The sequence below is a fragment of the Bacillus cereus group sp. RP29 genome (genome assembly GCF_040459765.1).
GTDB classification, from domain to species: domain Bacteria; phylum Bacillota; class Bacilli; order Bacillales; family Bacillaceae_G; genus Bacillus_A; species Bacillus_A paranthracis.
On the sequence record NZ_JARVHN010000001.1, the window covers coordinates 4103528 to 4126902 of the forward strand.

A 23375-nucleotide genomic window follows, 5' to 3' on the forward strand; every position below is an offset into this window, starting at 1 on the left:
AAAGGAGGGGATTTCATGCAACTAGATACTTTTTTACATCATCTCCATTTCTCTATCGATGAAATTATGCCAAATCATGAAATAGACTGGGAAGATGCACCGCTTCCTTATAAATTATATCGAAACTTACCTATTATCCCTCTCTCTTTAGAAATCCCATTATCTTTACCTAACTCTTCTACTACACCTACTTTGAAAGAGATTGGTCATTACCTTTGGTGTTCATTTGGTTTAACCCAGTTATGTCAGCTAAATAGCGAGAAAATTTTATTTCGAAGATCTATCCCTTCCGGCGGCGCTTTGTATCCAAATGAATTGTATATATATTTAAAAATTGACGATTATCCAGACGGCATTTACCATTACGACGCCGCGCATCACCGACTTATTTTACTTCGCGAAGGAAATTTCGATTCTTACCTTACAGAAGCACTCGGCAATCGTTGTAACATACAATCTTGTTTTGGTGCTGCATTCGTATCCACTATGTTTTGGAAAAACTACTTTAAATACAATAACTTTTCGTATCGGCTTCAAGGGTTAGATAGCGGTGTTCTCATCGGCCAATTACTGGAATGTGCCAAACAATTTGGTTACACAAATGGTGTATATTTTCAGTTTCTAGACCGTGCAATCAATCATTTACTCGGACTGTCAGAAGGCGAAGAAAGTGTGTATGCTGTCGTTCCTTTCAGTACAGAACCGCAATCTAATTGGTTTCACAATGATTACCGTGAACATAAAACAATTACTTCTCATGAGCTATTACAACAAATTCCGCCTTTAGCACATGAACATTTCGTTCGCTCAAAGCATGTAAATGAGTATCCGATGATAACAAAAATAAATGAAGCTTCTATGATCGAATCGACAGCACAGTTCCAAACACTAGCTCATGAAGAGCACTATCAACATCATGCGCATGCTGTACAACTGCCGAAAGTAGAGCGTTTATCTTATGATTTCTTACAACTTTGCCGAAAACGGTATTCCCCTGATGCTGACTTTATTTTTACAAAATGGGATGCAGCCGAGCTCGCTACTTTACTACAAGAAGCGAGCCTCTCCTTCCCTTATTACAACGACATTGATGGTACGTATGTAAATGAAAATGTGCGCGTCTCATTATATGGATGTTTCTATAACGTAAAAGATATAGAAAACGGCGCTTACACTTATAACAGTAAAACACATTCCATACAATCACTTCGATATGGGGACCTTCGTTATCCCCTTCAATCTAGTATGACGATGGATAACGTAAACCTTTTTCAAGTACCACTTTGCTTACATGTAGTCGGAAAGAAAGATTACTATACAAATGCATTAGGCTATAGAGGGTACCGTATTCATCAAATGGAGGCAGGTATACTCGTTCACAAACTCGTTTTTGCAGCGACCGCAATGGGGATGGGCGGGCATCCTTTACTTAGTTTTGATACAAATTCATGTGATCAGTTGTACGGAATAGATGCTGGGAATGAAACGTCACTTATTCAAATTCCTGTTGGAGCTTATCGGGCGCGGAATTGGTTAAAAGGGGATTTGCGTATTTAGAAGCACGCCGCTCATCGGCGTGCTTTTTTTAAAGGACTTACTTAATAAAAAGAGAAGTGAGTATATATTCTTACATAAAAGGAGAGTTTAACTTGAGCATTTTACAACGATTAATCCAGCAAGCAAAAAATCCTCGGGGGACAATTGGTTCTTCCATGCTTTGTATTATGAACAGTGCACATACGAGACTAACCAATTGGGCATTACAAAAAGTATATATAAAGAAAGAGGCAATTATATTAGATATCGGTTGTGGCGGCGGTAAAACGATACACACTCTTTCAAAACGAACTCCACTTGGAAAAATATACGGGATTGATTACTCCTATCAAGCTGTAAAAAATTCGATACAGACGAATATAAAAGATGTTCAAAAACAAAAAGTCATTGTTCAACAAGCAAGCGTTTCTTCTATTCCCTATCATACAAACTTCTTCGATCTCATTACCGCTTTTCAAACACACTACTTCTGGCCTGATGTGGAACAAGATATAAAAGAAGTATTCCGCGTCTTGCAACCGAAAGGATCCTTTTTATTAGTGGCTGAAACTTTCAAAATTCAATATCATATGGAGAAATGCAAAACGAATGAAGAATTAGTAAACCTATTTTATAAAACAGGATTTACAAGCGTGAAATGTTATGAAGAAAGAGGATGCCTTTGTGTAATAGGGACCAAGTAAAAAAACAGACCCTTTGAGGTCTGCTTTTTTTACTAGATTAATTTAAAAATACTCTTTATTTGTCTCGCAAATAACCAGTTTTTCGTACCGTAGTTATCATTTAAACTATCTAAATGGATAGTTTGTCCGTTAGCAAACTTTAATTCTAGCGTTGTATTTTTATCGTTTGTTTTTAAGTTACTATGTGTAATGGCATCATACTTTAATTTTTCAATCTCAACATATTCGTCTTTTTCTTGCCCGATCACGACATGGTCTTGGAAGAAGAACAATACTTCTACTTTCTTACCGAAACAAAATACGTTTTTCGTATAAATTAATGTCGCATTATCAAGTCCAATGCATACTTCTTTCATCTCTTCAACAACGTTTCCAAAGTCTTCTTCCTGTCTTGCGTTTGATTCAGCAATCCATTCTTCGATTGTTTTCATGTTAATTGCCATACTGTGCCCCCTGGTTCGTTCATTGCTTTGTTTAAAAACTAAATACTATATGACAATATAAGCGATACGTACTATGTTTTCAAGGGTGAACGATATATTCAAAATAAAGTTAAATTTCAAAGTAATATACTAGGAGCACCCATCTCATTGTATTTTAAACGTTTGCACGAGGCATTCTTCATCGTCGATTAACTGTATTTTCTCATCAAATTCGATGTTTAGCTCCCCATATACTTTCTTCCAAAAAGAAACAGCTGGTACATTTTTCACAAGTTCGATAACGAAATATTGCCCTCGTTTCTCTTTTAGTACATTCTTAATAACTTGTTTACCGATTCCTTTCCCCTTGTATTGATTCAATATGAAAATGTCATGAATACTAAAGTCATTTTTCTTCTTTAAGAATGGACGTTCCAGTAGCAATAAAAATCCTACAATATCATTATCACCTTTAATAAAATACGGAGTAATTCCATCATTTCCCCAAAACATATGCAAATCTTCGAATTCAAAAAATCCATTTACCCCAATCGTTATATTCGGAGTGAATGTAGAGAGGTCATGAAGATATAGTGCGTACAAATTACGTAATCTCTCTTTTTCTGATTCTTGAACTGCTTGAAGTGTTATAAACATTTTTAATGATCCCCCTTCCCTATATGTAACTATTTCCCAAACCTCTTCATTCGACAAAAATGATGATTACCCTTTAACGAAAAAAATAGCACTTAAAAAGTGCTATTCCGCTCGTCTTGCCGCTTGTTGAATTGGATCCCAAACGCTGTTATATGGTGGTGCGTAACTTAAGTCCACATCTTCTAAATCGTGAATGCTCATTTTATTGAAGAGTGCCATTGCAATTACATCAATCCGTTTATCTACACCTTCTTCTCCAATTACTTGTCCACCTAATAATTGTTTCGTGTCAGAACGGTATAGTAATTTCAAGTAAAGTGGTTTCGCATTTGGATAATAGCCCGCCATATTTGTGGAGTCTACTTTGACTGTTTTAAACGGGATATGTAATCCTTTTGCTTCTTTTTCATTTAAGCCTGTTCTTGCGAGCGTCAAATTCATAAATTTAATAATGCCTGTACCTAACGTTCCTTTAAAAGCTCTTCGTTTATCTAGCATATTCAGTCCAGCAAGTCGCCCTTGTTTATTTGCAGTTGTTCCAATTGGAATATGATCATGAATTTCTTTTATAACGTGATAATGTGTCGCACAATCACCAGCTGCATATACGTCTTGCACATTCGTTTGCATATATGCATTTACCTCGATTGCCCCTTTATGATTTGTACGTATATTCGTTCCTTCAAGAAAATCAGTATTCGGCTTCACTCCGACAGATACTAGAACAAGATCCGCTTTATACGTACCTTTATCCGTTTCAACTGCTTCTACTCGTTCATTCCCTTTAAACGCTTTTACATTTTCATTCGTTAAAATTTCAATATGATGTTTATCTGCTTCTTTATGTATATACTCCGCCATATCCGCATCATAAATCGTACCAATATGATCATTTCGCTCAATCATTCTTACTTTTTTACCAAGTTCAACGAATGTTTCTGCCATCTCAAGCCCAATTGCACCGCCGCCAATAATAGTTACATCTTTAACTTTATTCGTTTCTAGCGTTTTTAATATGCGCTCAGCATCTGGGATTGTTTTTAAAAGATGAACGCCTTGTAAATCTCGCCCTTCCCATTCTGGCATAACAGGACGTACTCCGGTCGCAATTAATAAACGGTCATACGAAAATTCAAAGATATCTTTCGTCTTCGTATGCTCTGCGTATACTATTTTCTTTTCCGTATCTACTTTCGTTACTTCATGTCGTACTTTCGCATCAATTCCGTATTTATCACGAAACGTCTTTACATTACGCGCGATTAACTTTTCCGTTGAAGCGATAGCACCACTAATGACATACGGTAACCCACACTGCGCGTACGAATAAATTTCACCTTTTTCTAACGTTACAACATTTGCATTTTCATCGTTTCTAACAATTTGCATCGCTGCACTCATACCAGCTGCATCTCCGCCAATAATGACATAGTTCACTTTACCACTCCTTCTTTTTTACATACTCTTTACGTTTTCCATATTTTATAGAAATAACACCTACTTCTATTGTAAAGAAAGAGAATTTCATCTTCAAATTTGGTGCACAAACCTATGCCTGAATAGGTAACCGTCGTGTCTTATAAACAACATGTTTAATATGCTATAACAGTAACAATTGAAAGTAGGTGAAACATACATGTGCGCCGGCCTTCTCGCCCAGCTTCCAGATGAACCGCAAGAACCAAAAGAACCGAAACCCGCCGTCTCACTTGACCAAGAATTTTCCATTAATGCAACAATATATAGCGCTCGTGCTTGGTTATCTAACGATGATACGTTTGCGCAAGATATTTGGAAAGCTACCCAATTTGCTTCAGCATCACATGCTGGCAAGTCCATCTTTCCAGTCGGTTCTGTTAAAATTATAAACTTCTCTGATGATACAATTACTGTTATTGCTTCACCAGAATCAGATCATGCGCTCAAAATAGTCGTCCCACCCCATTCCGAGGCAGCCCTAACGTCTGGTCCTTTATCACATATACAAGCTAGTACATCAGGAGGATCCAGTAAAGTCACATTTCTCTTTCACATCTTTTTCTCAAGGGATCCTGGTTCAGATAAATAACGATAAAAAGGTACAGTTATGCACTGTACCTTTTTATCGTGTTTATTCTCTTGATTTAATGAGTTCAACATTATAAGATTCAATATCCGTTAGCTCTCCTGTATAATACTTGTTTTCTCTATACCAAGACTGCTTTGAAAAATATGTCCATGCCTTGCGTATATTTCGTTTCTCTCTATTTTCAATTGTTCTTTCGATAAGTATGTTAAGTCCCCACTCGTTAATTTTCGGATATCAATATCAGGAAAGATGAAGCCATTATATATATACTGAGGTTTTGACAAAATTGAACACCGTCTTCAAAATGAGTGCCACACTTTGTACATACATTCATCCACCTTTTCGTTAGAAGCCAGTGAATCCCTGTGTAAAGGTTTGAATTATCGTGCTAATGTAAGACCACAGTACAATGAATGTTGCAATTCCAATTAAAACATTTGCGATAAGAAGTGTATAAATAAGGTCTAATCCGCCGTTATCTAGCTTTACTATAGCGACAATTATACTAATTGACATATACGTTGTAGCCAGCCCTAATAAGATTGGTAAGAAAAATATTAATAAAAAGCTAAACAGAAAAGAAAGAACTAATATAGCAATAGCTGGCGTCGCTATCGTTCCCCACACACCGAATACTTCAAGAAATGAAAATGAAGATTTCATCATCTTTCCACTTACAAAAATAATAAATCCGACAAATAAAGTTAAAATTAGTAAAAATAAAAAGACAGTTATAGAGTCCCAAAAGAAATTAGGAGTCGTTATATCTGGTGCAAATGTTCTCGTAACAGCAGCTGCTGTGCTCATCATTCTATAAAAAATACATGCTCCTAAAAAACAAATAAGAACAAGACTTACAATTCCATTTCGTACTTCAATCTTGCCGCTTTTCATAATCGCTGTCGGTGCTTTGAAAGCATGTTTAAAAAACTGAAAATATCCACTCGCAAATCGCTTCGCTTGCTCTACCGTTTCATTTGTTCGAGTTTTCTTTGCTAAAGCTACGCGTTCCTGTTGCTCACCTTCACTCGCTACGGCTTCCTCCGTTAACGAATGTCCACAATTCCCGCAAAACTTTGCCTCTGCTCTATTTTCTGTATGACACGCCAGACATTTCATTCTCGCATTCCCCCCTTAAGCAGATACCGTATAGGGTGTTACAAATTCAATATATGACTTTGTACATAAAACATGACTACAAGAAAAAGATTCTGAAATCCTCCTTCCGAAAGAAAATATATGTGCTAGCAATCTTGAAAAAAAATGCTATTATGAAACAGAATAAAGTGAAACTTTAATCAGTGGGGGTTTTCTTCATCCCCCACTGATTATTAGTTGAACCAATTGGACTTTTATGGGCAGTTGATCCCCTATCTAACTTCTTTGCTTTCGCTGAATTTTGAGGTGGGGGTCTTACTGCCCATTAAAGTCGGATAAATAATGTTTCTAACAGATTGGATGACTGGCAATGGAATTGGTAAACTCAATTTTTCAAATACTCCTTACAAGCGTAATCCAATTATTTTCTTTAATTGGCGTTATCATTGTAATTGGATTTCTATTAGGCTATTTAGAATCTCTCACGCGCATGTATTGGTCGAGAGCTTTCGGAAGAAAAGGCTTCCTTTTAACAGCTTGGATCGGTGTTCCGATTCACGAACTTGGACATGCTATTATGTGTGTACTATTTCGTCATAAAATTGTAGCAACGCAGTTTTTCCCAACAGATACAAGCCAGGGCGCTTTAGGCTACGTACAACATCAATACAATCATAAAAGTGTATATCAACGAATTGGAAACTTCTTTATCGGCATCGGGCCTATTATTTCTGGTATTACCGCACTAATCCTTTTAATGCGCTATTTCGTACCAAATTCATATTTTTTATTTCATACAACTCTCGAAAAAACAATCACTTCTACTTCTATTAATGTAGAAATGGTTCAAAACATGCTCTTGTCGACGTTCGTATTATTGAAAAGTTTATTTACAATAAATAATGTATTGAATCCTTCCTTTTGGCTATTTTTATTTATCGCCATTTGTATTTCTGCACATATCGCTTTAAGCAAACCAGATATTCAAGGATCAATAGACGGTGTTATCGTCATGTTTATCGTGTTATTTTTATTCAACATCATAGCGGGATTGTTTCAGTATGATAGCAACCAACTAATTGGAAAAGTGATGAAGTATAATATGTACCTCATTACGTTTTCTAGTGTAGCACTGCTGTTCTCTTGTATTTCTACACTTGTTAGTTTTGGGTTTTATAAAATAAGAGGAGGGCGTTCTTTTTGAACGCCCTCTTCTTCTCAATTATTCCTCTTATAATCACAATGCTCAACCGGCACACGAGCATGTCCCTCTTCATCGGTACACCATGACTGTGACTGGAAGGCAAGGAATATACCGATCCATTTTTCTTCCTTTTCAAAGTGAATGAGTATTCCTCCGTCTTGCCATATACCATTATCACCTTTCCATTTTTCTACATTCCCTTGATTCATGTGAATATCATGTATCCCGTTTCCTGGTTCGAAATGAAAGTAAGAATCGGGTGTATTTTCTTCTGGTCCCCATCTTTCACCGAACGCGTAAATAATTGCTTTTTCTTCTATTGCTTGTTTTATATAACGTTCTATTTTTTCATTTAAATCATTATCCACTCCTGCTTTTTCAGCAGGTAAAGGAATCATTTGCTTGGAATCAAATAAATTACCTCTTACGTAGTCTAAAGCTACTTTCGGTTCATTGTTTTTTATTTCTGTAAAACCAAATGGTAATGTTGGTAAAATATGAATCGCTTCTGACCGAATATTGTCGCTTGCAAAATATAAAACTTCTGACGGATAACTTTGCGACTTTACGTTAATTGCAATACGATAATCTACTTCTGCTTCGCCTTGTAAATGAACTTGATAATGAGGTGTTTTCCCTTTTCCGATTTTAGATTGTATAACTGTACCTTTTAACACGCCATAGTTTTTTAGGGGCATACATTTCATCTCCTATTCATTTAATAGAAGCTATTCATGTTTAAAACATTATCCACTCATAACAAAAATCCTCCTATGTCAGGAGGATTTTTAATTTCTCAACATATACCAAACAACAACCTCTACCACTATAAGCAACACCGCACCAAAAATCATTAACGTCGTCTTCTTTAATAGTTCATTTTCACGATACGGAATGTTACATAAATACGCACCTAGTGTAATCCGTGACGGGCAAGCGATCGTCGCTACTGATGATGCGGTGTTTTGCAATGTTGTGACGTATTGCCACGGGAGTGCTACATTTTGTGCCGTTTGCATTTGTAGTTTTATGAACATCGCATTTGAGCCTGCATTACTACCTGTTAAAAAGCCACCGATACCACCGATAAACGGAGCAACGAAAACGAAAAATGTTCCAAATGTTTCACCAGCCGTTTTTGCAAGTAATGAATGCATGCCAGATGCACCCATTAATTCTGAAATGGCGATAAACATTGTCGTCGTAATCGCAAAAGGAATCCATTGTTTGATCGTTTGTGAGAGTGATTGTTTAATAATATTAGACGGGATGCGGAAGAAAATAATAGTAAATAAGCAAGTCATACCGAGCCAAAATCCTGGTGAATATAGTAACTCTAGTTTGTAAGAGTATGATTTCAAATCAAGAACCGCATATGATCTGAACAAATCATGTAATGCTGGAACCAGGCGAGAAAGTAAAATACAAACTGTTAGAAATATATAAGGGCTAATAATTTTTATAATAGATACTTCTCTCTCCGTTGCAGCCGCATGCTCTGTTATAAGATTTTGCCCACTTTTTCCTTTTAATTTAATGATAAGAAAGCCAAATGTAATCGTAATGATAGAACTTAGTATACCTGCTAGTTCAACACTTACGTATGCGTTAGAAAGATAGATTCCGAGAGAAAATAATAGAAAGAAACCGAATCCTTCCTTCCACTTTTCAATAACCGCCTGCCAGCCGCCAACAACGTGTAAAGAAAGAATGACGAAATGAGCAAACATCGGGATACTTAATAGCGCTGTATTTGTACCGAGTGTTGTAAGCGGCATATTGATAAGTTGCGAACCGATAATCGTACCAGTTGCCATTGCCCCCCATGAACTAGCTAGTAAGCCGATAAACGAGAGCAGTACAGCTTGGAACGGTTTATAACCTAATGAAAGAAAAATAGGTGCTGCAACCATAAAACCAATTCCGAATCCACTTACCGATTCAATTAGTGGGCAAATACCAAAGCACATAAGAAGCATTTGTAATAAACGATCTTGCGTCACTTCTTCTAAAAAACGCGCTACTTGGTCGATGTACCCCATTTTGTTCATGAGGTGAAATAAAAAAATACCGAAAAATAAAACGTACCCGACAATAAAACAAATTAACCATCCTTTAATCGTTGCGTGCACAGTTTCACTTATCCCTAATTGAAACGTTGGCGAGAGTAAAACGATTCCAACACATACCGCATAAGAAATTAACGAGGATCTTAATGACGTTTGTTTCAATAAAAATAAGCAAATGAAAATCATCATAATTGGGATAAGTGCCAAAAATATGGCCATGTTATCATCTCATTTCGTTTAAAATACAATTTTTAACTATTATATAACAGATGTCATAATTTTCAATTGTTTTTACAACAGTTTCAAAAAAGAGCCGTTTGGCTCTTTTTTGGATCACTCCCATTTTCTATTATCCTGAAAAACTGTCTGCTGGCCGACTATTTTGTCTAACAGAACAAACACAATATAAGCACATATGACTTGCAATACAACATTCCCAAATTTCATGAATTCAAATGAGTGGATCCATCGGAATAATTCATTTAACAATACAATCGAAACGATACTAAATAATTCTATACTAATCGAAAATATACATATTTCTAAAATAGATTGCTCTTGAATGCGATTTAAGTTGGAAAAGATGAATACATATCCTAAAAATAGAGCCATCAATTCTATTTTCGTCATGCTAATGAGCCAAGCGTATAGTGGTACAGTTAAGAGAAGATATAGTAGTTTACGTCTTAGCATGCTTTCTCACCCTCTAAATTATATGTATTTTCTGTATATTTTAACATTTATTACAGAAAACAAAAAGAAGAGACTTATGCCTCTTCTTTTTGTTTTGTTGCCTGTATGAATTCACATATTTCTTCTCGTTTTTCATTTTCTAACAGTTCAATAATTTTACTTCCAACGACAACCCCGTCACATATTGTAATCATTTCTTCTACATGTTCCTTCGTTGAAATACCGAACCCTGCCACTACCGGTAAATGCGTATGTGATTTTACTTTTTCTAAGTAACTATGAATCTCCTCTTTAAAGTTTTGACGTACGCCTGTTACGCCTGCTACTGTAACAGCGTAGACGAACCCTTCTGATTCACTCGTAATTTTCTCGATTCGCTCAATTGGGCTCGTAACGGTAACGAGTGGGATTAAAGCGATATTTGCAGTTCGGAGAAGCGGTGCAATAATGTCTTGTTCTTCATACGGTAAATCCGGAACGATAATACCGTCTACCCCTGCTTCTATACAGTTCTCGATAAATCGTTCTTTCCCGAATGCAAGTACTGGATTTAAATATGTCATGAGTACAAACGGAATTTGCACTTCTTTCCTTACCTCTATTAATGCTTGAAAAATGCCTTTTACTGTTACACCGCTATCTAGCGCTCGTTTCCCTGCTCTTTGAATCGTCGGGCCGTCTGCGACTGGATCTGAAAACGGGATGCCGATTTCAACGATGCTTGCTCCCGCTTCGTCTAGAAAACGAATTCTTTCTTTTAATTTTTCAAGGCCACCATCTCCGCCCATTACGTACGGAATAAATGCTTTCTTGCCATTTTCAAATGCTGCTTTCATTTTTTCTACTCCCATTGTTTACACCTCTTCCATATAACGTTTTATACTCTCTACATCTTTATCACCGCGGCCAGATAAACAAATGACAAGCCCTTCGTCTTTCTTCATTTGCGGCGCTAATTTTAAAGCGTACGCGACAGCATGCGAGCTTTCTAACGCCGGGATAATTCCTTCTTTTTTCGTTAATAATTGAAATGCTTCTAACGCTTCATCATCAGTAATGGAATGATAAGAAACGCGGCCAATATCTTTTAGCAAGCTATGTTCTGGCCCAACACCAGGGTAATCAAGTCCCGCCGAAATAGAGTGAGCTTCTTGAATTTGTCCTTCTTCATTTTGCAGAAGGTACATCATCGATCCGTGGAGAACCCCAACGCTTCCTTTCGTTAAAGTAGCTGCATGCTTTTCTGTATGAACTCCTTTTCCAGCTGCTTCTACGCCGTAAAGAGCAACTTCTTCATCGTGTACGAACGGATAAAACATTCCCATCGCATTACTACCACCGCCAATACAAGCAACGACTGCTTCTGGTAACTTTCCTTCTAATGCTTCATATTGTTTTTTTGTTTCTTTCCCAATTACACTTTGGAAATCACGAACAATTTGCGGGAATGGATGTGGTCCGAGAACAGATCCCATAATGTAGTGCGTATCATGCACATGTGAAACCCAGTAGCGAAGCGCCTCGTTTACCGCATCTTTTAATGTACCGCTACCTGCTGCTACACTTTCTACTTTCGCTCCGAGTAATTCCATTCGGAACACGTTTAATTTTTGACGTCTTACATCTTCTTCTCCCATAAAAATGACGCATTCTAAACCGAGAAGGGCACATACCGTAGCTGTTGCAACTCCGTGTTGTCCAGCTCCTGTTTCAGCGACAACTTTTTTCTTGCCCATTCGCACCGCAAGAAGTGCCTGACCGATTGTATTATTAATTTTATGAGCTCCTGTATGGTTCAAATCTTCACGTTTTAAATAAATCTTTGCACCACCGCAATACTTCGTCATATTCTCAGCGAAATAAAGCGGTGTTTCTCTTCCGACATACGTTTTTAAATAATGATTTAATTCCTTTTGAAACTCTTCATCTTCCATTGCCTCTTTATATGCTTCTTCTAGTTCTAATACAGATTGCATTAACGTTTCTGGAACGTATCGTCCTCCGTATATACCGTAGTGACCTTTTTCATCTGGATATGCGTAGTTCATTTAGAACACTCCTTCGCTTTTATAATAAATTGTTTTATTTTCTCTACATCTTTCTTTCCTTCTGTCTCTACTCCGCTGCTCACATCGACCATATATGGCCGAAAAGTTCGAATTGCTTCTTCTATATTAAGAGTGTTTAATCCACCAGCTAATATCGTTTTCCCTCGCAACCCTTTTGGCATATGTGCGAGTAGTTCCCATGAAAATGTCTTTCCATTTCCTCCGTAAAACTTTTCTTTTGGGCTATCAAATAATATATAATCCGTTTCATACGCTTGAGCATTTTTCATATCAGCCTTTGAAGTTACTCCGAGCGCTTTTATAGACGGAATATTCAATCTTCCGATTTGATGATTATCTTCATCCCCATGTAGTTGCACATGTGTTAACCCGCAATTCTCTGCAATTTTCTGGATCACTTCTACTGATTCATTTACGAAAACACCAATTTTTAACACGTTGGCTGGAAGTTCCTGAATGATTTCTTTCGCTAGCCCTGGAGTAATTTTTCTCTTACTTTCTGCAAAAACAAATCCGAGTGCATCAGCTCCGTATTCGCAAGCACGTTTTGCTGTTTCCATATCAGTGATCCCGCAAATTTTCACTTTCATATGTTCACCTTACAATCTTCAAAAAAGGTATGAATAGAAGACGATGTCATAAGCGCTTCTCCAACTAGTACACCTTTTGCCCCAGCTCGTTTAACGCGGATCATGTCTTCTTTTGAATGAACCCCGCTCTCACTAATCCAAAGTAATTTCTCCTCATTTAATCGTTTTCCAAGTTTTTCTGTTTGACTTAAATCGACTTTGAATGTTTTTAAATTACGGTTGTTAATACCGATAACGTGCGGATTTAATTGAATTGCAATTTCTAATTCCTGTTCATCATGAACTTCAACAATCGCTTCTAACCCTTTTTCTAGTACGTAGCTATACAACTCTTTTAATTTCTCTTTCGTTAACGCCGCTACGATTAGTAAAATAATATCTGCACCAGCTTCATACGCTCTATCAATTTGAATCTTATCGATTATGAAATCTTTACATAAAAGCGGAATGCTACTTTCTTCTCTTGCCGTTTGTAAATCATAAAATGATCCTTTAAAAAATTGACCGTCTGTTAAAACAGAAACTGCACCAGCGCCGCATTCTTCATATGCCTTCACTTGTTTTCGTACATCAACATGTAAATTAATATCTCCTTTTGATGGTGATGCTCGCTTTACTTCTGCAATGACAGTAAATTGCTCTAGAGCCTTTACAAGTGAGCGCGTTTTTCTTTTTTCTTTTACTGGTGTATATGTTTCATATAATGCCGCAACTTCCTTTTTCTTTTGATCTACAATTTTGTCTAAAATCGTCCCCACTTTAATTCACCCTTTCTAATTTTTCGTTACTTGCTGCAATTAATAAGTTTAGTTTCGCTAATGCTTTTCCAGAGTCAATGCTATGTGCTGCGAGTGTTATTCCTTCTTCAATCGTCTTTGCTTTTCCATTTGCGAAAAGAGCAAGCCCTGCATTGAATAAAACAGTATCACGGTAAACACTCTTCTCTCCGCTTAATACTCCGAGCGTAATCTTTGCATTTTCTTTCGAATTCCCTCCTCTAATCTCTTCGTTTTTCACTATTGAGAATCCATATTTCTCAGGTTCAATACTCGTTTCTACTATTTCATTATCTTTTAAAATGACAACATGATTTTCTCCTTGCAATGATGCTTCATCTAAAAACCCACTTCCGTTTACGACAAGTGCTTGTTTTCTTCCTAGTTTCTGTAGTACTTGCGCAACTGGTAGTAACATATCTCGTTTATAAATGCCGACAAATTGTGTTTCTAAATTCACCGGATTCGTTAACGGTCCAATTAAGTTAAAGATCGTCGGAACGTTTAATTCTTTTCTTATTTTCATAATGCGCTTTAATGCTGGATGCATCGCTGGTGCGAATAAAAATGCGATTCCGACATGCTCTAATAAATAATCAATTTCGTTTGGCGTACTACTAATATTTACACCGAGTTCTTCTAATAAATCTGCACTTCCTGTTTTACTAGAAACAGCACGATTACCATGTTTTGCAACCTTTACGTCAGCTCCTGCCAGTACAAATGCTGATGTTGTGCTAATATTAAACGTTTGGGCACCGTCACCACCTGTCCCGCAATTGTCCATCGCGCCTTGTATATGATTCGAAAACGGTAATGCCTTTTCGCGAAGAGCTCGAACGAGACCGTATATTTCTTCTGCCGTTTCACCTTTCGCTTTCAGTAAGACTAAGAAAGCTGCAATTTCACTTTCCAATATGTTTTCATTTAATAAAAGAAGCCCCGCTTTATACATTTCCTCTTCTGTTAAATGTTGTCCCTCCACCAATTTACGAAGATAGTTATTCATACTCTTTCCTCCTCTTTCACTTCGCCTAAAAAGGCACGTATTAACTTTCCGCCTTCTTCTGTCGCGATTGATTCCGGATGAAACTGTAATCCGAAGAGCGGATAATAATTGTGACGAACTGCCATTATTTCTCCATCGTCCATCGCTGTCGCTAATATGTCAAAACACTGTGGCAAGCTCGTTTGTGCTGCAACAAGAGAATGGTAGCGCATCGCTGTTAGCGGCTGCGTGACATATGAAAAGATTGACGTTCCGTTATGTTTCACACGCGATGTTTTTCCGTGTTTAATGCGCTCTGCTCTTACAATCTCTCCTCCAAACGCTGATATAATTGCTTGATGACCAAGGCAAATACCTAATATGGGAACGTTCTTATAAAAATGATGAATCACTTCAATACAAATGCCAGCATCCTCTGGTTTTCCTGGTCCTGGCGAAAGCACAATTCCTTTTGGGTTCATTTCTTCTAATTGTTCTATCGTTATTTGATCATTTCTTACGACAAAAATTTCTACTTCGTATTCGCCTAATAGTTGGTACAAGTTATATGTGAATGAATCATAATTATCGATCAGTACAATCATTTCATTACCTCCAATAGCGCTCTCGCTTTATTTAATGTTTCTTCATATTCAGCTACTGGATCTGAATCGTAAACGATGCCCGCTCCTGCCTGAACGTATGCTTTTTCATCCTTTACGACCATTGTTCGAATGGCGAGCGCCATATCAAGATTCCCTGAAAAACTAACGTATCCAACTGCACCAGCGTATACATTTCTTTTTTCATTCTCTAGCTCATTTATAATTTCCATCGCTCTAATTTTCGGAGCACCTGATACCGTCCCCGCTGGTAAGCAATACGCTAATGCATCAAATCCGCTCATTCGTTTTCGCAATGTTCCGTAAACTTCAGATACAATGTGCATAACATGAGAATATTTTTCTACTTTCATATATTTATCTATCGTAACTGAGCCGATTTCACTCACCCTACCAATATCATTTCGCCCAAGATCTACAAGCATCATATGCTCCGCTCGCTCTTTCTCATTTTCTAACAGTTCTTTTTCAACCTCCGTATCTTCCTCCTTCGTTTTCCCTCTCGGTCTCGTACCGGCAATTGGATTCGTCATCACTTTATCCTCTCTTACTGATAACAAACTTTCTGGCGAAGAACCGAGTACAACATAATCTTGAAAATCGATATAAAACATATATGGTGATGGATTGGCAATTCGAAGTTTTCGATATAACGCGAATGGATCACCAATACATTCGCTTTGCAAACGCTGAGATAATACAACTTGAAATATGTCCCCGGCCCCGATGTGTTCTTTCGCCGTTTCTACCATCACGCAAAATTCTCTTTCCGTTACAGAAGAAGTGAATGATAATGTTGATCTTACTTCAGTTACTCCCGCTTCTTCTCCCTGTAGTACTTCCTGTTTGTATACTCGTAGCCTTTCGTATACTTCTTCATAATCTGCTGAATCATCTTCCCTGCATACATATACAAACGACAACTTTTGGCGTAAGTGGTCATACACGATAAACTCACGGTATAGTAAAAGGTGTACTTCTGGAATATTCAATGGATCATGTAAATCTGCTCCAATGTTTTCATATTGCCGAATGACATCATAGCCAATATATCCAACTGCTCCCCCGCAAAATGGAAAAGGACTATCTACCTGAGCTGACGCGATTATTTCTTCTAACACTTGTAGTACGTTACTTTGCAACTTTTCTGACCTGCCGTAAATCGTTCGTTCCACTTCCGTACCAACACTTTTCACTTCCCCATACGGATTACACCCTAAGTAAGAATAGCGTCCTTTATCTTGATGAAGCTGTGAGCTTTCTAATAAAAATTTCTTTTTACCTTTCATACGTCTATATAAAGAAATTGGCGTAATGCTATCTCCTTCTTCTTCAGTGATTACTAAAAATGTCTTTCTCTCTCTTTTTTGTTTTATAAATTCTTCTTTCGTCATCATGTCCTTCACCTCGCCCTGAAAAATAAAAAAGTCCTCTACATATCGAAAATATGTAGAGGACGATAAATATACCGCGGTACCACCTCGTGTTGGATGCAAAAGCATCCCGCTTTGTTCAGGTACAAAATTTATACCTTATCCTTGTAACGGCGGAACCCGGGTTGCCTACTGAAAATAATTGTTCAGCATACCTCTCGTAAGCCCATTCCGTATATGGCACCGCACCGGGCTCCCACCTATCCCCGGCTCTCTGTAACGTCTCCAATATACGTACTCTTCTTACTTAAACGATTTCTTCTATTTAATTTTTTATACACAAAAAGGGAGTACTCATCCTATAGAAAGGACGGGTACTCCCGTGGTGCCACCTTAATTCGTTACGAACGTAACGCACTTTACCGTATCAAAAACAATACGTGTCTCTTGTATCGATGAGATCATGTCGCCAAAGCCTACTTCTTTCGTTTCGGTTTGGAAGCTCCGAAGCCCATTCCACATCAATTCCATACTGATTCGCACCAACCATCAGCTCTCTGACATGTTCATCATGTGTACTCTTCTTCATCAACGCTTGCATTTTTTTAAGTTGCACTCATTATAGACCTAACTTTTTTCACAAGTCAATACTTTTTAAAAAATTTTATTTTTCTCTCCTTTCAATATTATATTGACAAAACAACCTCTTTTTATGTAAATATAATAAATACTCTATTAAAAATAAGGTTTTTTGTATGAATATTATATATTAAAAAAGTAAAATGACATCGAAAAACGCTTACATTTCTGAAAATTCATATTTCTATATGGATTTTTCAGAATAATCATGATAGATTATAAATATGCATAACGCATCAAAAGACATGACAAAAGGAAGGGGAACTACATGAGTACGCAGATGTTAACTTTAACTTCTATCTCTATTTACATGCTCGGGATGTTAGTGATTGGCTATTTCGCCTATAAACGAACGTCCAACTTAACAGATTATATGCTTGGCGGGCGTACACTAGGCCCCGCAGTAACAGCATTAAGTGCTGGAGCATCCGATATGAGTGGTTGGCTTTTAATGGGCTTACCCGGTGCAATGTTTAGCGTTGGATTAAGTAGTAGTTGGATTGCGATCGGCCTAACACTAGGCGCATACGCAAACTGGCTATATGTCGCTCCTCGCTTACGTACCTACTCAGAAATTGCAAACAACTCTATTACTATCCCAGAATTTTTGGAACACCGATTCCAAGACAAATCCCATATGCTACGCTTAGTATCTGGGCTTGTTATTATGATTTTCTTTACTTTTTATGTAGCTTCAGGATTAGTTTCAGGCGCTGTATTATTTGAAAATTCATTTGGTATGAACTACCATGTTGGATTATTCATTGTTGCAGGCGTTGTTGTTGCTTACACGTTATTTGGTGGTTTCTTAGCAGTAAGTTGGACAGACTTCGTGCAAGGAATCATTATGGTAATTGCTCTTATTCTTGTTCCTACTGTTACAATTATGAATGTAAATGGGCTTGGTCCAGCATTTAGCACAATTAAATCAATTGATCCAACATTATTAGACATTTTTAAAGGCACTTCTGTATTAGGTATTATTTCATTATTCGCATGGGGCCTTGGTTATGTTGGACAACCACATATTATCGTACGATTTATGGCAATTTCTTCTGTAAAAGAAATTAAAAGTGCAAGACGAATTGGTATGAGCTGGATGATTTTCTCTGTTGTTGGAGCTATGTTTACTGGTCTTATCGGTATTGCATACTACTCAGACAAAGGATTAAAGCTATCCAATCCAGAGACAATTTTCCTTGAACTGGGAAAAATTTTATTCCACCCGCTTATTACTGGATTTTTATTAGCCGCTATTTTAGCAGCAATTATGAGTACAATCTCATCTCAGTTACTCGTTACTTCTAGTGCCATAACTGAAGACTTATATCGTACTTTCTTTAAACGTTCTGCTTCTGATAAAGAGCTTGTATTTGTCGGCCGTATGGCTGTACTTGTTATTGCATTAGTTGGATGTGCATTAGCGTTTAAACAAAATGATACGATTTTAGCTCTTGTTGGATACGCTTGGGCTGGATTTGGCTCTTCATTCGGACCTGCTATTTTATTAAGCTTATACTGGAAACGTATGACGAAGTGGGGCGCACTTGCTGGTATGATTTCTGGTGCCGCTACAGTCATTATTTGGACTCAATTCAAATTCTTAAAAGAATTCTTATATGAAATGATTCCTGGTTTCACTATTAGTTTACTAGTAATCGTAATTGTTAGTTTACTAACACAGCCTTCAAAAGAAACTACAGAGCAATTTGAGAATTTCGAAAAACAACATAGTGATAATCTATAAAGGAAAAGCTCTGCTGTTATGATAGCAGAGCTTTCTTTTTATCCCGCTATTTGTTGGCAATAAGACTCACACCTCAAAATTCGGCGAATACGAAGGAGCTAGGTGGGAAATAACTGCCCGATTGGTAAAGAACTAATTAAATTTGCAATTTATCAATGTTCGACAATCTTCTGCTCGAATTTAACAATTTCTTTATGTTTCATTAAATTAAACGTAACACTACTCCTTTATAGTAGTACTATCAGCACTTATACAGAAAGGGGACTCCAACATGTTAGCAGCTTTCCAGCAACAACAAACACGAAAATTTTCACCTATCACCAATACTTCTGCGTCTTGTTTGAACATACAACCTAATCCACCTAAAATTTCAATCGCTCCTTCTGTTATTTCAGTCATCGGTGTTCATATGGAAAAAAATAAGTTGAAAATAAGAACTGGCCAAAGCACTGAGTTGTCCGCCACTGTTTTGCCAGTACAAGCAACCAATAACGAACTTATTTGGACGAATATGAATGCTGATGTTATCACACTGTATCCAAAAGGTGATACAGTAACGATTACTGGAAAAAGTGCAGGTAGAGCAGTCGTAATTGTTACAACTGCTGAAGGTAAGTTCAGGGACCTATGTATCATTCATGTACAACCTTATATGACAAACCCAAAGTAAAAGAGTGGCTATGAAGCCACTCTTTTACTTTATTTCAATGTGTGGATTTTTACTTGTAACGAGATTGATAAATTTCTCTTTATCTTTAGGAGAAATAATTTCTGTTTGATGTGATCCATAAATAATTTCAAGTCGATCAAGTGACAATGCATAGGCTGCTACTGGATTTTTCGTATTTGAAATTTGTTTTATATCTCGTATCAATATGCACTTTTTCACGAAACCGGATCTAATAGTAATTGTTTCTTCTCCAACAATGTATTTTGTTGAAAACCAACTCCACATCAATAAGATAGATAATGGGATTGTGAAAAACAAAAGAAAATATTCCCTTCCTGCAAATATGGGAGCAAAACACGCTCCCATGACAACGAAAAAAATCGGATATAACCATGCATCTTTTTTTGATAGAAACTCCATTTCCCTCCCCCTTCTACGCCCGTATTTCTATAAAACAAAAAGAGAAGTATCACAACTTCTCTTTTCTCTCTTAACATTATAATTCCTGTGTATAAACAGGCTCGTTTACGACATTTTTTGCTGTTCTTTTTTGTTGCTGCAATAAGAAAACAGATACACCAAACAATACGAGTATGCTACCGATCATTTGCATAGCATTTAATCTTTCCCCAAGTAAGAAGAACGCTAGTATTGATGCTCCAACTGGTTCCCCTAAAATACTCATCGAAATTGTTGTTGCATTTACGTAGTTTAATAACCAATTATTAATGACGTGTGACACTGTCGGCACGACCGCAAGTAAAAGAAAAACGGTCCAATCCCACTTTGTATAACCTGTAAAAGGCACTTGCAATACTATATTATAAATTCCCATAAAAATACCTGCGAATGCAAAGACTGTAAAGCTGTAAATCCAGTGTGATACTTTCTTTACTGTCGTTTGCCCGATAAATAAATAACCGACAACTGCTATTACACTTAAAAAGGATAATATATCTCCATAAATTGCTTGTTTACTTAGTCCTAAATCTCCCCAACCAATACACACTACACCTAATATCGCAATTCCCATTGTCGCAATGGCTGAGTATGTTGTTCTTTCTTTAAATAAGAAAAAACCTCCAACTAAAGATACGATTGGTTGAAGCGCTAAAATAATCGTCGAACTCGCAACTGTTGTATGCTTTAAAGATTCAAACCATAAAAGAAAATGAAGTGCTAAAAAGAAACCAGATCCAATTAAAAATCCCCAATCTTTTATTTGAATCTTACTAAACTCTTCCCGTTTTTTCCAAACGATAGGCAGCATAAGAAGTACGATAATCCATAATCGATACATACTTAATATGGAAGATGGTGCTAAGGACATCTTTACAAAAACTGCTGCGAATGAAATGGCTATAATGGAAATGGCTAATGGTAGTGCGATTGATCTTTCTTGTTTCAAATTCCGTCTCCCCTCTCACCTGTCAAAAATCCCACTTCATTATATCCGTTTTCTTTCCTAACTTAAATACTAATTTTTTAGATTCTTCGTACCATTATGGTAAAATAGAAACGAAAGCACCTATTAGTGAATATTTCTTTCTTTTTCACTACAAGCGTCGCTCTTACAATTATTACAGTAAATTTTTATTTAGGGGGATCTACATGAATCAAACAATTGGGAGAATTGAAGAGATTTCATTTTATAGTGCATCACTTCAAGAAGATGTTACACTTCTCGTTTACTTACCGGTAAATTACACACCGCTGCACAAACATACAGTTGTCATTGCACAAGATGGCAGAGATTATTTTCAGCTTGGGAAAGCACACCGTGTAATTGAGCGCCTTCGTGAAACTGAAGAAATTGACCGTACAATTATTGTCGGTATTCCATATAAAAATGTACACGATCGTAAAGAAAAATATTTCCCAAACGAAGTAAAAAACGCTGCTTATATTCGTTTCCTTGCTCATGAACTTGCGCCATATATCGATGAAAATTATCCAACGTACCAAATGGGAAAAGGTCGCGTGCTAATTGGAGATTCTCTTGGCGGAACAGTTTCCTTTATGACTGCACTTATGTATCCGCATACATTCGGTAAAGTCGTTATGCAATCACCATTTGTGGATGAAACAGTAATGAACTTAGCAAAAGACTTCAAAAATCCGGAGGCGCTAGAGCTTTATCACGTTATTGGGACAGAAGAAACAGCTGTAAAGCGCACGGATGGACAAGTATCTGATTTCGTAGGGCCGAACCGTGAGCTTAATACGCTTCTGACAGATAGAAATTTCATCACGCATTACGAGGAGTTTGAAGGTAATCATACGTGGAAATATTGGCAAACTGATTTACCGAAAGCTTTCTCTCATATGCTATCAATGAAATAATAGAGAGCAGTATTCAGAATAATTTGATATAATAGATTAAGAGAGTTATTTTCTCAAAATCTAACTAGACTTACAAAGGGAGGAATTGGAACATGAAATTAGGCATTGTAATTTTTCCATCTAAAATGATTCAAGATAAAGCGAACGGATTGCGTAAACGTTATGATCCGCACTACGCATTAGTTCCGCCACATATTACATTGAAAACACCCTTTGAGACGCAAGATGAACAATTAGAATCGATTGTAAACGAGTTACATACAATCGCAAGTAAAACGAACCCTTTCACCCTTCATGTTGGAAAAGTTGGTTCATTCGCACCTGTTAATAATGTTATTTATTTTAAAGTAGAAAAAACACCTGAACTTACTTTCTTAAATGAGGAAATGCATAGCGGATTCTTTACACAAGAACGCGAATACGCTTTTGTACCTCATTTAACAATTGGACAAGGCTTATCAGATGCAGAGCATGCTGATGTACTAGGTCGATTACGTATGAAAGATTTCTATTACGAACAACCAATTGACCGCTTCCACCTTCTGTATCAATTAGAAAACGGAACATGGACTGTACACGAAACATTCCGCCTTGGAAAGGGGAACAACTAATTTGCATGCACAGATCGTACAAACGGACGAACAACTAAGAGATGCATTCTCTGTACGTAAGCAAGTATTTGTGAAGGAACAGCAAGTTTCTGCCGAAGAAGAGTATGATGAGTTTGAAGAAACTTCCATACACGTCGTTATATATGATAATGATGTTCCCGTTGGTGCTGGGCGTTTTCGCACCATTGATGGAATAGGAAAAATGGAACGCATTTGCGTACTAGCTTCCCATCGAAAAAAAGGCATCGGAAAAATTGTTATGAATGCACTTGAAGCATATGCGAAGGAAAACTCGCTACCAAAATTGAAGCTGCATGCTCAAACACATGCAGAAGATTTCTATAAGAAACTTGGATATGTAACGAATTCTGATGTATTTATGGAAGCAAATATTCCTCACATCGTTATGATAAAAGAATTGTAATTTGAAAACAGGAGGTATCCCCTCCTGTTTTTTACATTGCTATTTTCTTTTTCTTCCGCTAAAGTTAAATG

At 37.0% G+C, this 23375-nt stretch carries 25 protein-coding genes, 1 pseudogene and 2 other annotated features; of the genes and pseudogenes, 9 read left to right on the forward strand and 17 right to left on the reverse strand.

What is annotated here, in order from left to right; genetic code table 11:
* The first annotated feature begins 15 nt into the window (after positions 1-15).
* Positions 16-1557 carry a SagB family peptide dehydrogenase gene (locus QCI47_RS21730; protein ID WP_076875702.1) on the forward strand — a complete coding sequence of 514 codons (1542 nt, stop codon included), beginning with the start codon at positions 16-18 and terminating at the stop codon, positions 1555-1557.
* A gap of 92 nt (positions 1558-1649) precedes the next feature.
* Positions 1650-2240, forward strand: coding sequence for a class I SAM-dependent methyltransferase (locus QCI47_RS21735; RefSeq protein WP_000025740.1), 591 nt, complete (start codon positions 1650-1652; stop codon positions 2238-2240).
* Positions 2241-2272: 32 nt separating this feature from the next.
* Here the strand turns inward: QCI47_RS21735 and QCI47_RS21740 are convergent, their stop codons facing one another.
* The 3 genes from QCI47_RS21740 to QCI47_RS21750 form a co-directional block, all read right to left on the reverse strand.
* Complete coding sequence (locus tag QCI47_RS21740; protein ID WP_309422114.1) at positions 2273-2683, reverse strand: DUF3908 family protein; 411 nt, start codon at positions 2681-2683, stop codon at positions 2273-2275.
* 144 nt (positions 2684-2827) lie between these two features.
* Positions 2828-3319 (reverse strand): GNAT family N-acetyltransferase, encoded by a 492-nt coding sequence (locus tag QCI47_RS21745; protein ID WP_309422113.1) that lies wholly within the window; start codon positions 3317-3319, stop codon positions 2828-2830.
* 102 nt (positions 3320-3421) lie between these two features.
* Positions 3422-4756 carry an FAD-dependent oxidoreductase gene (locus QCI47_RS21750; RefSeq protein WP_309422112.1) on the reverse strand — a complete coding sequence of 445 codons (1335 nt, stop codon included), beginning with the start codon at positions 4754-4756 and terminating at the stop codon, positions 3422-3424.
* A 199-nt stretch (positions 4757-4955) separates the two neighbouring features.
* Between QCI47_RS21750 and QCI47_RS21755 the strand changes: the two genes are divergently transcribed.
* Complete coding sequence (locus QCI47_RS21755) at positions 4956-5387, forward strand: hypothetical protein (RefSeq protein ID WP_000332405.1); 432 nt, start codon at positions 4956-4958, stop codon at positions 5385-5387.
* A 42-nt stretch (positions 5388-5429) separates the two neighbouring features.
* On the opposite strand, the pseudogene QCI47_RS21760 reads toward QCI47_RS21755, so the two are convergent.
* Positions 5430-5656, reverse strand: a pseudogene (locus QCI47_RS21760) (YARHG domain-containing protein); the annotation flags it as partial.
* A gap of 76 nt (positions 5657-5732) precedes the next feature.
* Positions 5733-6506 (reverse strand): zinc ribbon domain-containing protein, encoded by a 774-nt coding sequence (locus QCI47_RS21765; protein WP_000649876.1) that lies wholly within the window; start codon positions 6504-6506, stop codon positions 5733-5735.
* Between the two features lie 349 nt (positions 6507-6855).
* Here QCI47_RS21765 and QCI47_RS21770 point away from each other — a divergent pair, with 349 nt between their 5' ends.
* Positions 6856-7689 (forward strand): hypothetical protein, encoded by an 834-nt coding sequence (locus tag QCI47_RS21770; protein WP_353811947.1) that lies wholly within the window; start codon positions 6856-6858, stop codon positions 7687-7689.
* Between the two features lie 14 nt (positions 7690-7703).
* Here the strand turns inward: QCI47_RS21770 and QCI47_RS21775 are convergent, their stop codons facing one another.
* The 10 genes from QCI47_RS21775 to trpE all read right to left on the reverse strand — a co-directional run bounded on the left by QCI47_RS21775 (position 7704) and on the right by trpE (position 16894).
* Entirely contained in the window at positions 7704-8387 is a 684-nt protein-coding gene (locus QCI47_RS21775) for a DUF2278 family protein (RefSeq protein WP_001128586.1), read from the reverse strand.
* Positions 8388-8477: 90 nt separating this feature from the next.
* Entirely contained in the window at positions 8478-9977 is a 1500-nt protein-coding gene (locus QCI47_RS21780) for an L-lactate permease (RefSeq protein WP_309422111.1), read from the reverse strand.
* 114 nt (positions 9978-10091) lie between these two features.
* Positions 10092-10451 carry a DUF4029 domain-containing protein gene (locus tag QCI47_RS21785; protein WP_000946145.1) on the reverse strand — a complete coding sequence of 120 codons (360 nt, stop codon included), beginning with the start codon at positions 10449-10451 and terminating at the stop codon, positions 10092-10094.
* 74 nt (positions 10452-10525) lie between these two features.
* On the reverse strand, positions 10526-11302 hold the full coding sequence (trpA, locus tag QCI47_RS21790) for a tryptophan synthase subunit alpha (RefSeq protein ID WP_309422110.1): 777 nt from the start codon (positions 11300-11302) through the stop codon (positions 10526-10528).
* A gap of 3 nt (positions 11303-11305) precedes the next feature.
* Complete coding sequence (trpB, locus tag QCI47_RS21795; protein ID WP_309422109.1) at positions 11306-12499, reverse strand: tryptophan synthase subunit beta; 1194 nt, start codon at positions 12497-12499, stop codon at positions 11306-11308.
* Positions 12496-13110 (reverse strand): phosphoribosylanthranilate isomerase, encoded by a 615-nt coding sequence (locus QCI47_RS21800; protein ID WP_309422108.1) that lies wholly within the window; start codon positions 13108-13110, stop codon positions 12496-12498. The genes trpB and QCI47_RS21800 overlap by 4 nt, the downstream gene beginning before the upstream one ends.
* The gene (gene trpC, locus QCI47_RS21805) at positions 13107-13868 is read right to left on the reverse strand and encodes an indole-3-glycerol phosphate synthase TrpC (protein ID WP_048557228.1); all 762 of its coding nucleotides are present in this window, start codon (positions 13866-13868) and stop codon (positions 13107-13109) included. Before trpC ends, QCI47_RS21800 begins: the two co-directional genes overlap by 4 nt.
* 1 nt (position 13869) lies before the next feature.
* Positions 13870-14895: an anthranilate phosphoribosyltransferase gene (gene trpD / locus QCI47_RS21810; RefSeq protein ID WP_001067336.1), complete on the reverse strand. Its 1026-nt coding sequence runs from the start codon at positions 14893-14895 to the stop codon at positions 13870-13872.
* Positions 14892-15479, reverse strand: coding sequence for an anthranilate synthase component II (locus tag QCI47_RS21815; protein WP_309422107.1), 588 nt, complete (start codon positions 15477-15479; stop codon positions 14892-14894). The genes trpD and QCI47_RS21815 overlap by 4 nt, the downstream gene beginning before the upstream one ends.
* On the reverse strand, positions 15476-16894 hold the full coding sequence (trpE, locus tag QCI47_RS21820) for an anthranilate synthase component I (protein ID WP_309422106.1): 1419 nt from the start codon (positions 16892-16894) through the stop codon (positions 15476-15478). The genes QCI47_RS21815 and trpE overlap by 4 nt, the downstream gene beginning before the upstream one ends.
* Positions 16895-16946: 52 nt before the next feature.
* Positions 16947-17191, reverse strand: a binding site (T-box leader).
* A 42-nt stretch (positions 17192-17233) separates the two neighbouring features.
* Positions 17234-17471: a binding site (T-box leader), on the reverse strand.
* 306 nt (positions 17472-17777) lie between these two features.
* Between trpE and putP the strand changes: the two genes are divergently transcribed.
* The gene (gene putP / locus QCI47_RS21825) at positions 17778-19256 is read left to right on the forward strand and encodes a sodium/proline symporter PutP (RefSeq protein ID WP_086707417.1); all 1479 of its coding nucleotides are present in this window, start codon (positions 17778-17780) and stop codon (positions 19254-19256) included.
* Positions 19257-19527: 271 nt separating this feature from the next.
* Positions 19528-19926: an Ig-like domain-containing protein gene (locus tag QCI47_RS21830; RefSeq protein WP_000878719.1), complete on the forward strand. Its 399-nt coding sequence runs from the start codon at positions 19528-19530 to the stop codon at positions 19924-19926.
* Positions 19927-19950: 24 nt separating this feature from the next.
* Here the strand turns inward: QCI47_RS21830 and QCI47_RS21835 are convergent, their stop codons facing one another.
* A complete protein-coding gene (locus QCI47_RS21835) occupies positions 19951-20346 on the reverse strand; it encodes a PH domain-containing protein (protein WP_309422104.1) in 396 nt (131 codons plus the stop codon).
* Between the two features lie 76 nt (positions 20347-20422).
* Positions 20423-21334 (reverse strand): DMT family transporter, encoded by a 912-nt coding sequence (locus QCI47_RS21840; protein ID WP_309422103.1) that lies wholly within the window; start codon positions 21332-21334, stop codon positions 20423-20425.
* A 203-nt stretch (positions 21335-21537) separates the two neighbouring features.
* On the opposite strand from QCI47_RS21840, the gene QCI47_RS21845 reads away from it, so the two are divergent.
* The 3 genes from QCI47_RS21845 (at position 21538) to QCI47_RS21855 (ending at position 23304) form a co-directional block, all read left to right on the forward strand.
* Positions 21538-22269, forward strand: a complete 732-nt coding sequence (locus QCI47_RS21845; protein ID WP_001076848.1) for an alpha/beta hydrolase — start codon at positions 21538-21540, stop codon at positions 22267-22269.
* A gap of 92 nt (positions 22270-22361) precedes the next feature.
* On the forward strand, positions 22362-22880 hold the full coding sequence (locus tag QCI47_RS21850; RefSeq protein WP_000765876.1) for a YjcG family protein: 519 nt from the start codon (positions 22362-22364) through the stop codon (positions 22878-22880).
* A gap of 1 nt (position 22881) precedes the next feature.
* Positions 22882-23304, forward strand: a complete 423-nt coding sequence (locus tag QCI47_RS21855; RefSeq protein WP_000543279.1) for a GNAT family N-acetyltransferase — start codon at positions 22882-22884, stop codon at positions 23302-23304.
* Positions 23305-23375 lie beyond the last annotated feature (71 nt).

Excerpts from the sequence above, each read along its gene's own strand:
- QCI47_RS21730 (WP_076875702.1), top strand. The coding sequence starts at position 16 with ATGCAACTAGATACTTTTTTACATCATCTCCATTTCTCTATCGATGAA.
- QCI47_RS21740 (WP_309422114.1), bottom strand. The coding sequence starts at position 2,683 with ATGGCAATTAACATGAAAACAATCGAAGAATGGATTGCTGAATCAAAC.
- QCI47_RS21745 (WP_309422113.1), bottom strand. The coding sequence starts at position 3,319 with ATGTTTATAACACTTCAAGCAGTTCAAGAATCAGAAAAAGAGAGATTA.
- QCI47_RS21755 (WP_000332405.1), top strand. The coding sequence starts at position 4,956 with ATGTGCGCCGGCCTTCTCGCCCAGCTTCCAGATGAACCGCAAGAACCA.
- QCI47_RS21765 (WP_000649876.1), bottom strand. The coding sequence starts at position 6,506 with ATGAAATGTCTGGCGTGTCATACAGAAAATAGAGCAGAGGCAAAGTTT.
- QCI47_RS21770 (WP_353811947.1), top strand. The coding sequence starts at position 6,856 with ATGGAATTGGTAAACTCAATTTTTCAAATACTCCTTACAAGCGTAATC.
- QCI47_RS21775 (WP_001128586.1), bottom strand. The coding sequence starts at position 8,387 with ATGCCCCTAAAAAACTATGGCGTGTTAAAAGGTACAGTTATACAATCT.
- QCI47_RS21780 (WP_309422111.1), bottom strand. The coding sequence starts at position 9,977 with ATGGCCATATTTTTGGCACTTATCCCAATTATGATGATTTTCATTTGC.
- QCI47_RS21785 (WP_000946145.1), bottom strand. The coding sequence starts at position 10,451 with ATGCTAAGACGTAAACTACTATATCTTCTCTTAACTGTACCACTATAC.
- trpA (WP_309422110.1), bottom strand. The coding sequence starts at position 11,302 with ATGGGAGTAGAAAAAATGAAAGCAGCATTTGAAAATGGCAAGAAAGCA.
- trpB (WP_309422109.1), bottom strand. The coding sequence starts at position 12,499 with ATGAACTACGCATATCCAGATGAAAAAGGTCACTACGGTATATACGGA.
- QCI47_RS21800 (WP_309422108.1), bottom strand. The coding sequence starts at position 13,110 with ATGAAAGTGAAAATTTGCGGGATCACTGATATGGAAACAGCAAAACGT.
- trpD (WP_001067336.1), bottom strand. The coding sequence starts at position 14,895 with ATGAATAACTATCTTCGTAAATTGGTGGAGGGACAACATTTAACAGAA.
- QCI47_RS21815 (WP_309422107.1), bottom strand. The coding sequence starts at position 15,479 with ATGATTGTACTGATCGATAATTATGATTCATTCACATATAACTTGTAC.
- trpE (WP_309422106.1), bottom strand. The coding sequence starts at position 16,894 with ATGATGACGAAAGAAGAATTTATAAAACAAAAAAGAGAGAGAAAGACA.
- putP (WP_086707417.1), top strand. The coding sequence starts at position 17,778 with ATGAGTACGCAGATGTTAACTTTAACTTCTATCTCTATTTACATGCTC.
- QCI47_RS21830 (WP_000878719.1), top strand. The coding sequence starts at position 19,528 with ATGTTAGCAGCTTTCCAGCAACAACAAACACGAAAATTTTCACCTATC.
- QCI47_RS21835 (WP_309422104.1), bottom strand. The coding sequence starts at position 20,346 with ATGGAGTTTCTATCAAAAAAAGATGCATGGTTATATCCGATTTTTTTC.
- QCI47_RS21845 (WP_001076848.1), top strand. The coding sequence starts at position 21,538 with ATGAATCAAACAATTGGGAGAATTGAAGAGATTTCATTTTATAGTGCA.
- QCI47_RS21850 (WP_000765876.1), top strand. The coding sequence starts at position 22,362 with ATGAAATTAGGCATTGTAATTTTTCCATCTAAAATGATTCAAGATAAA.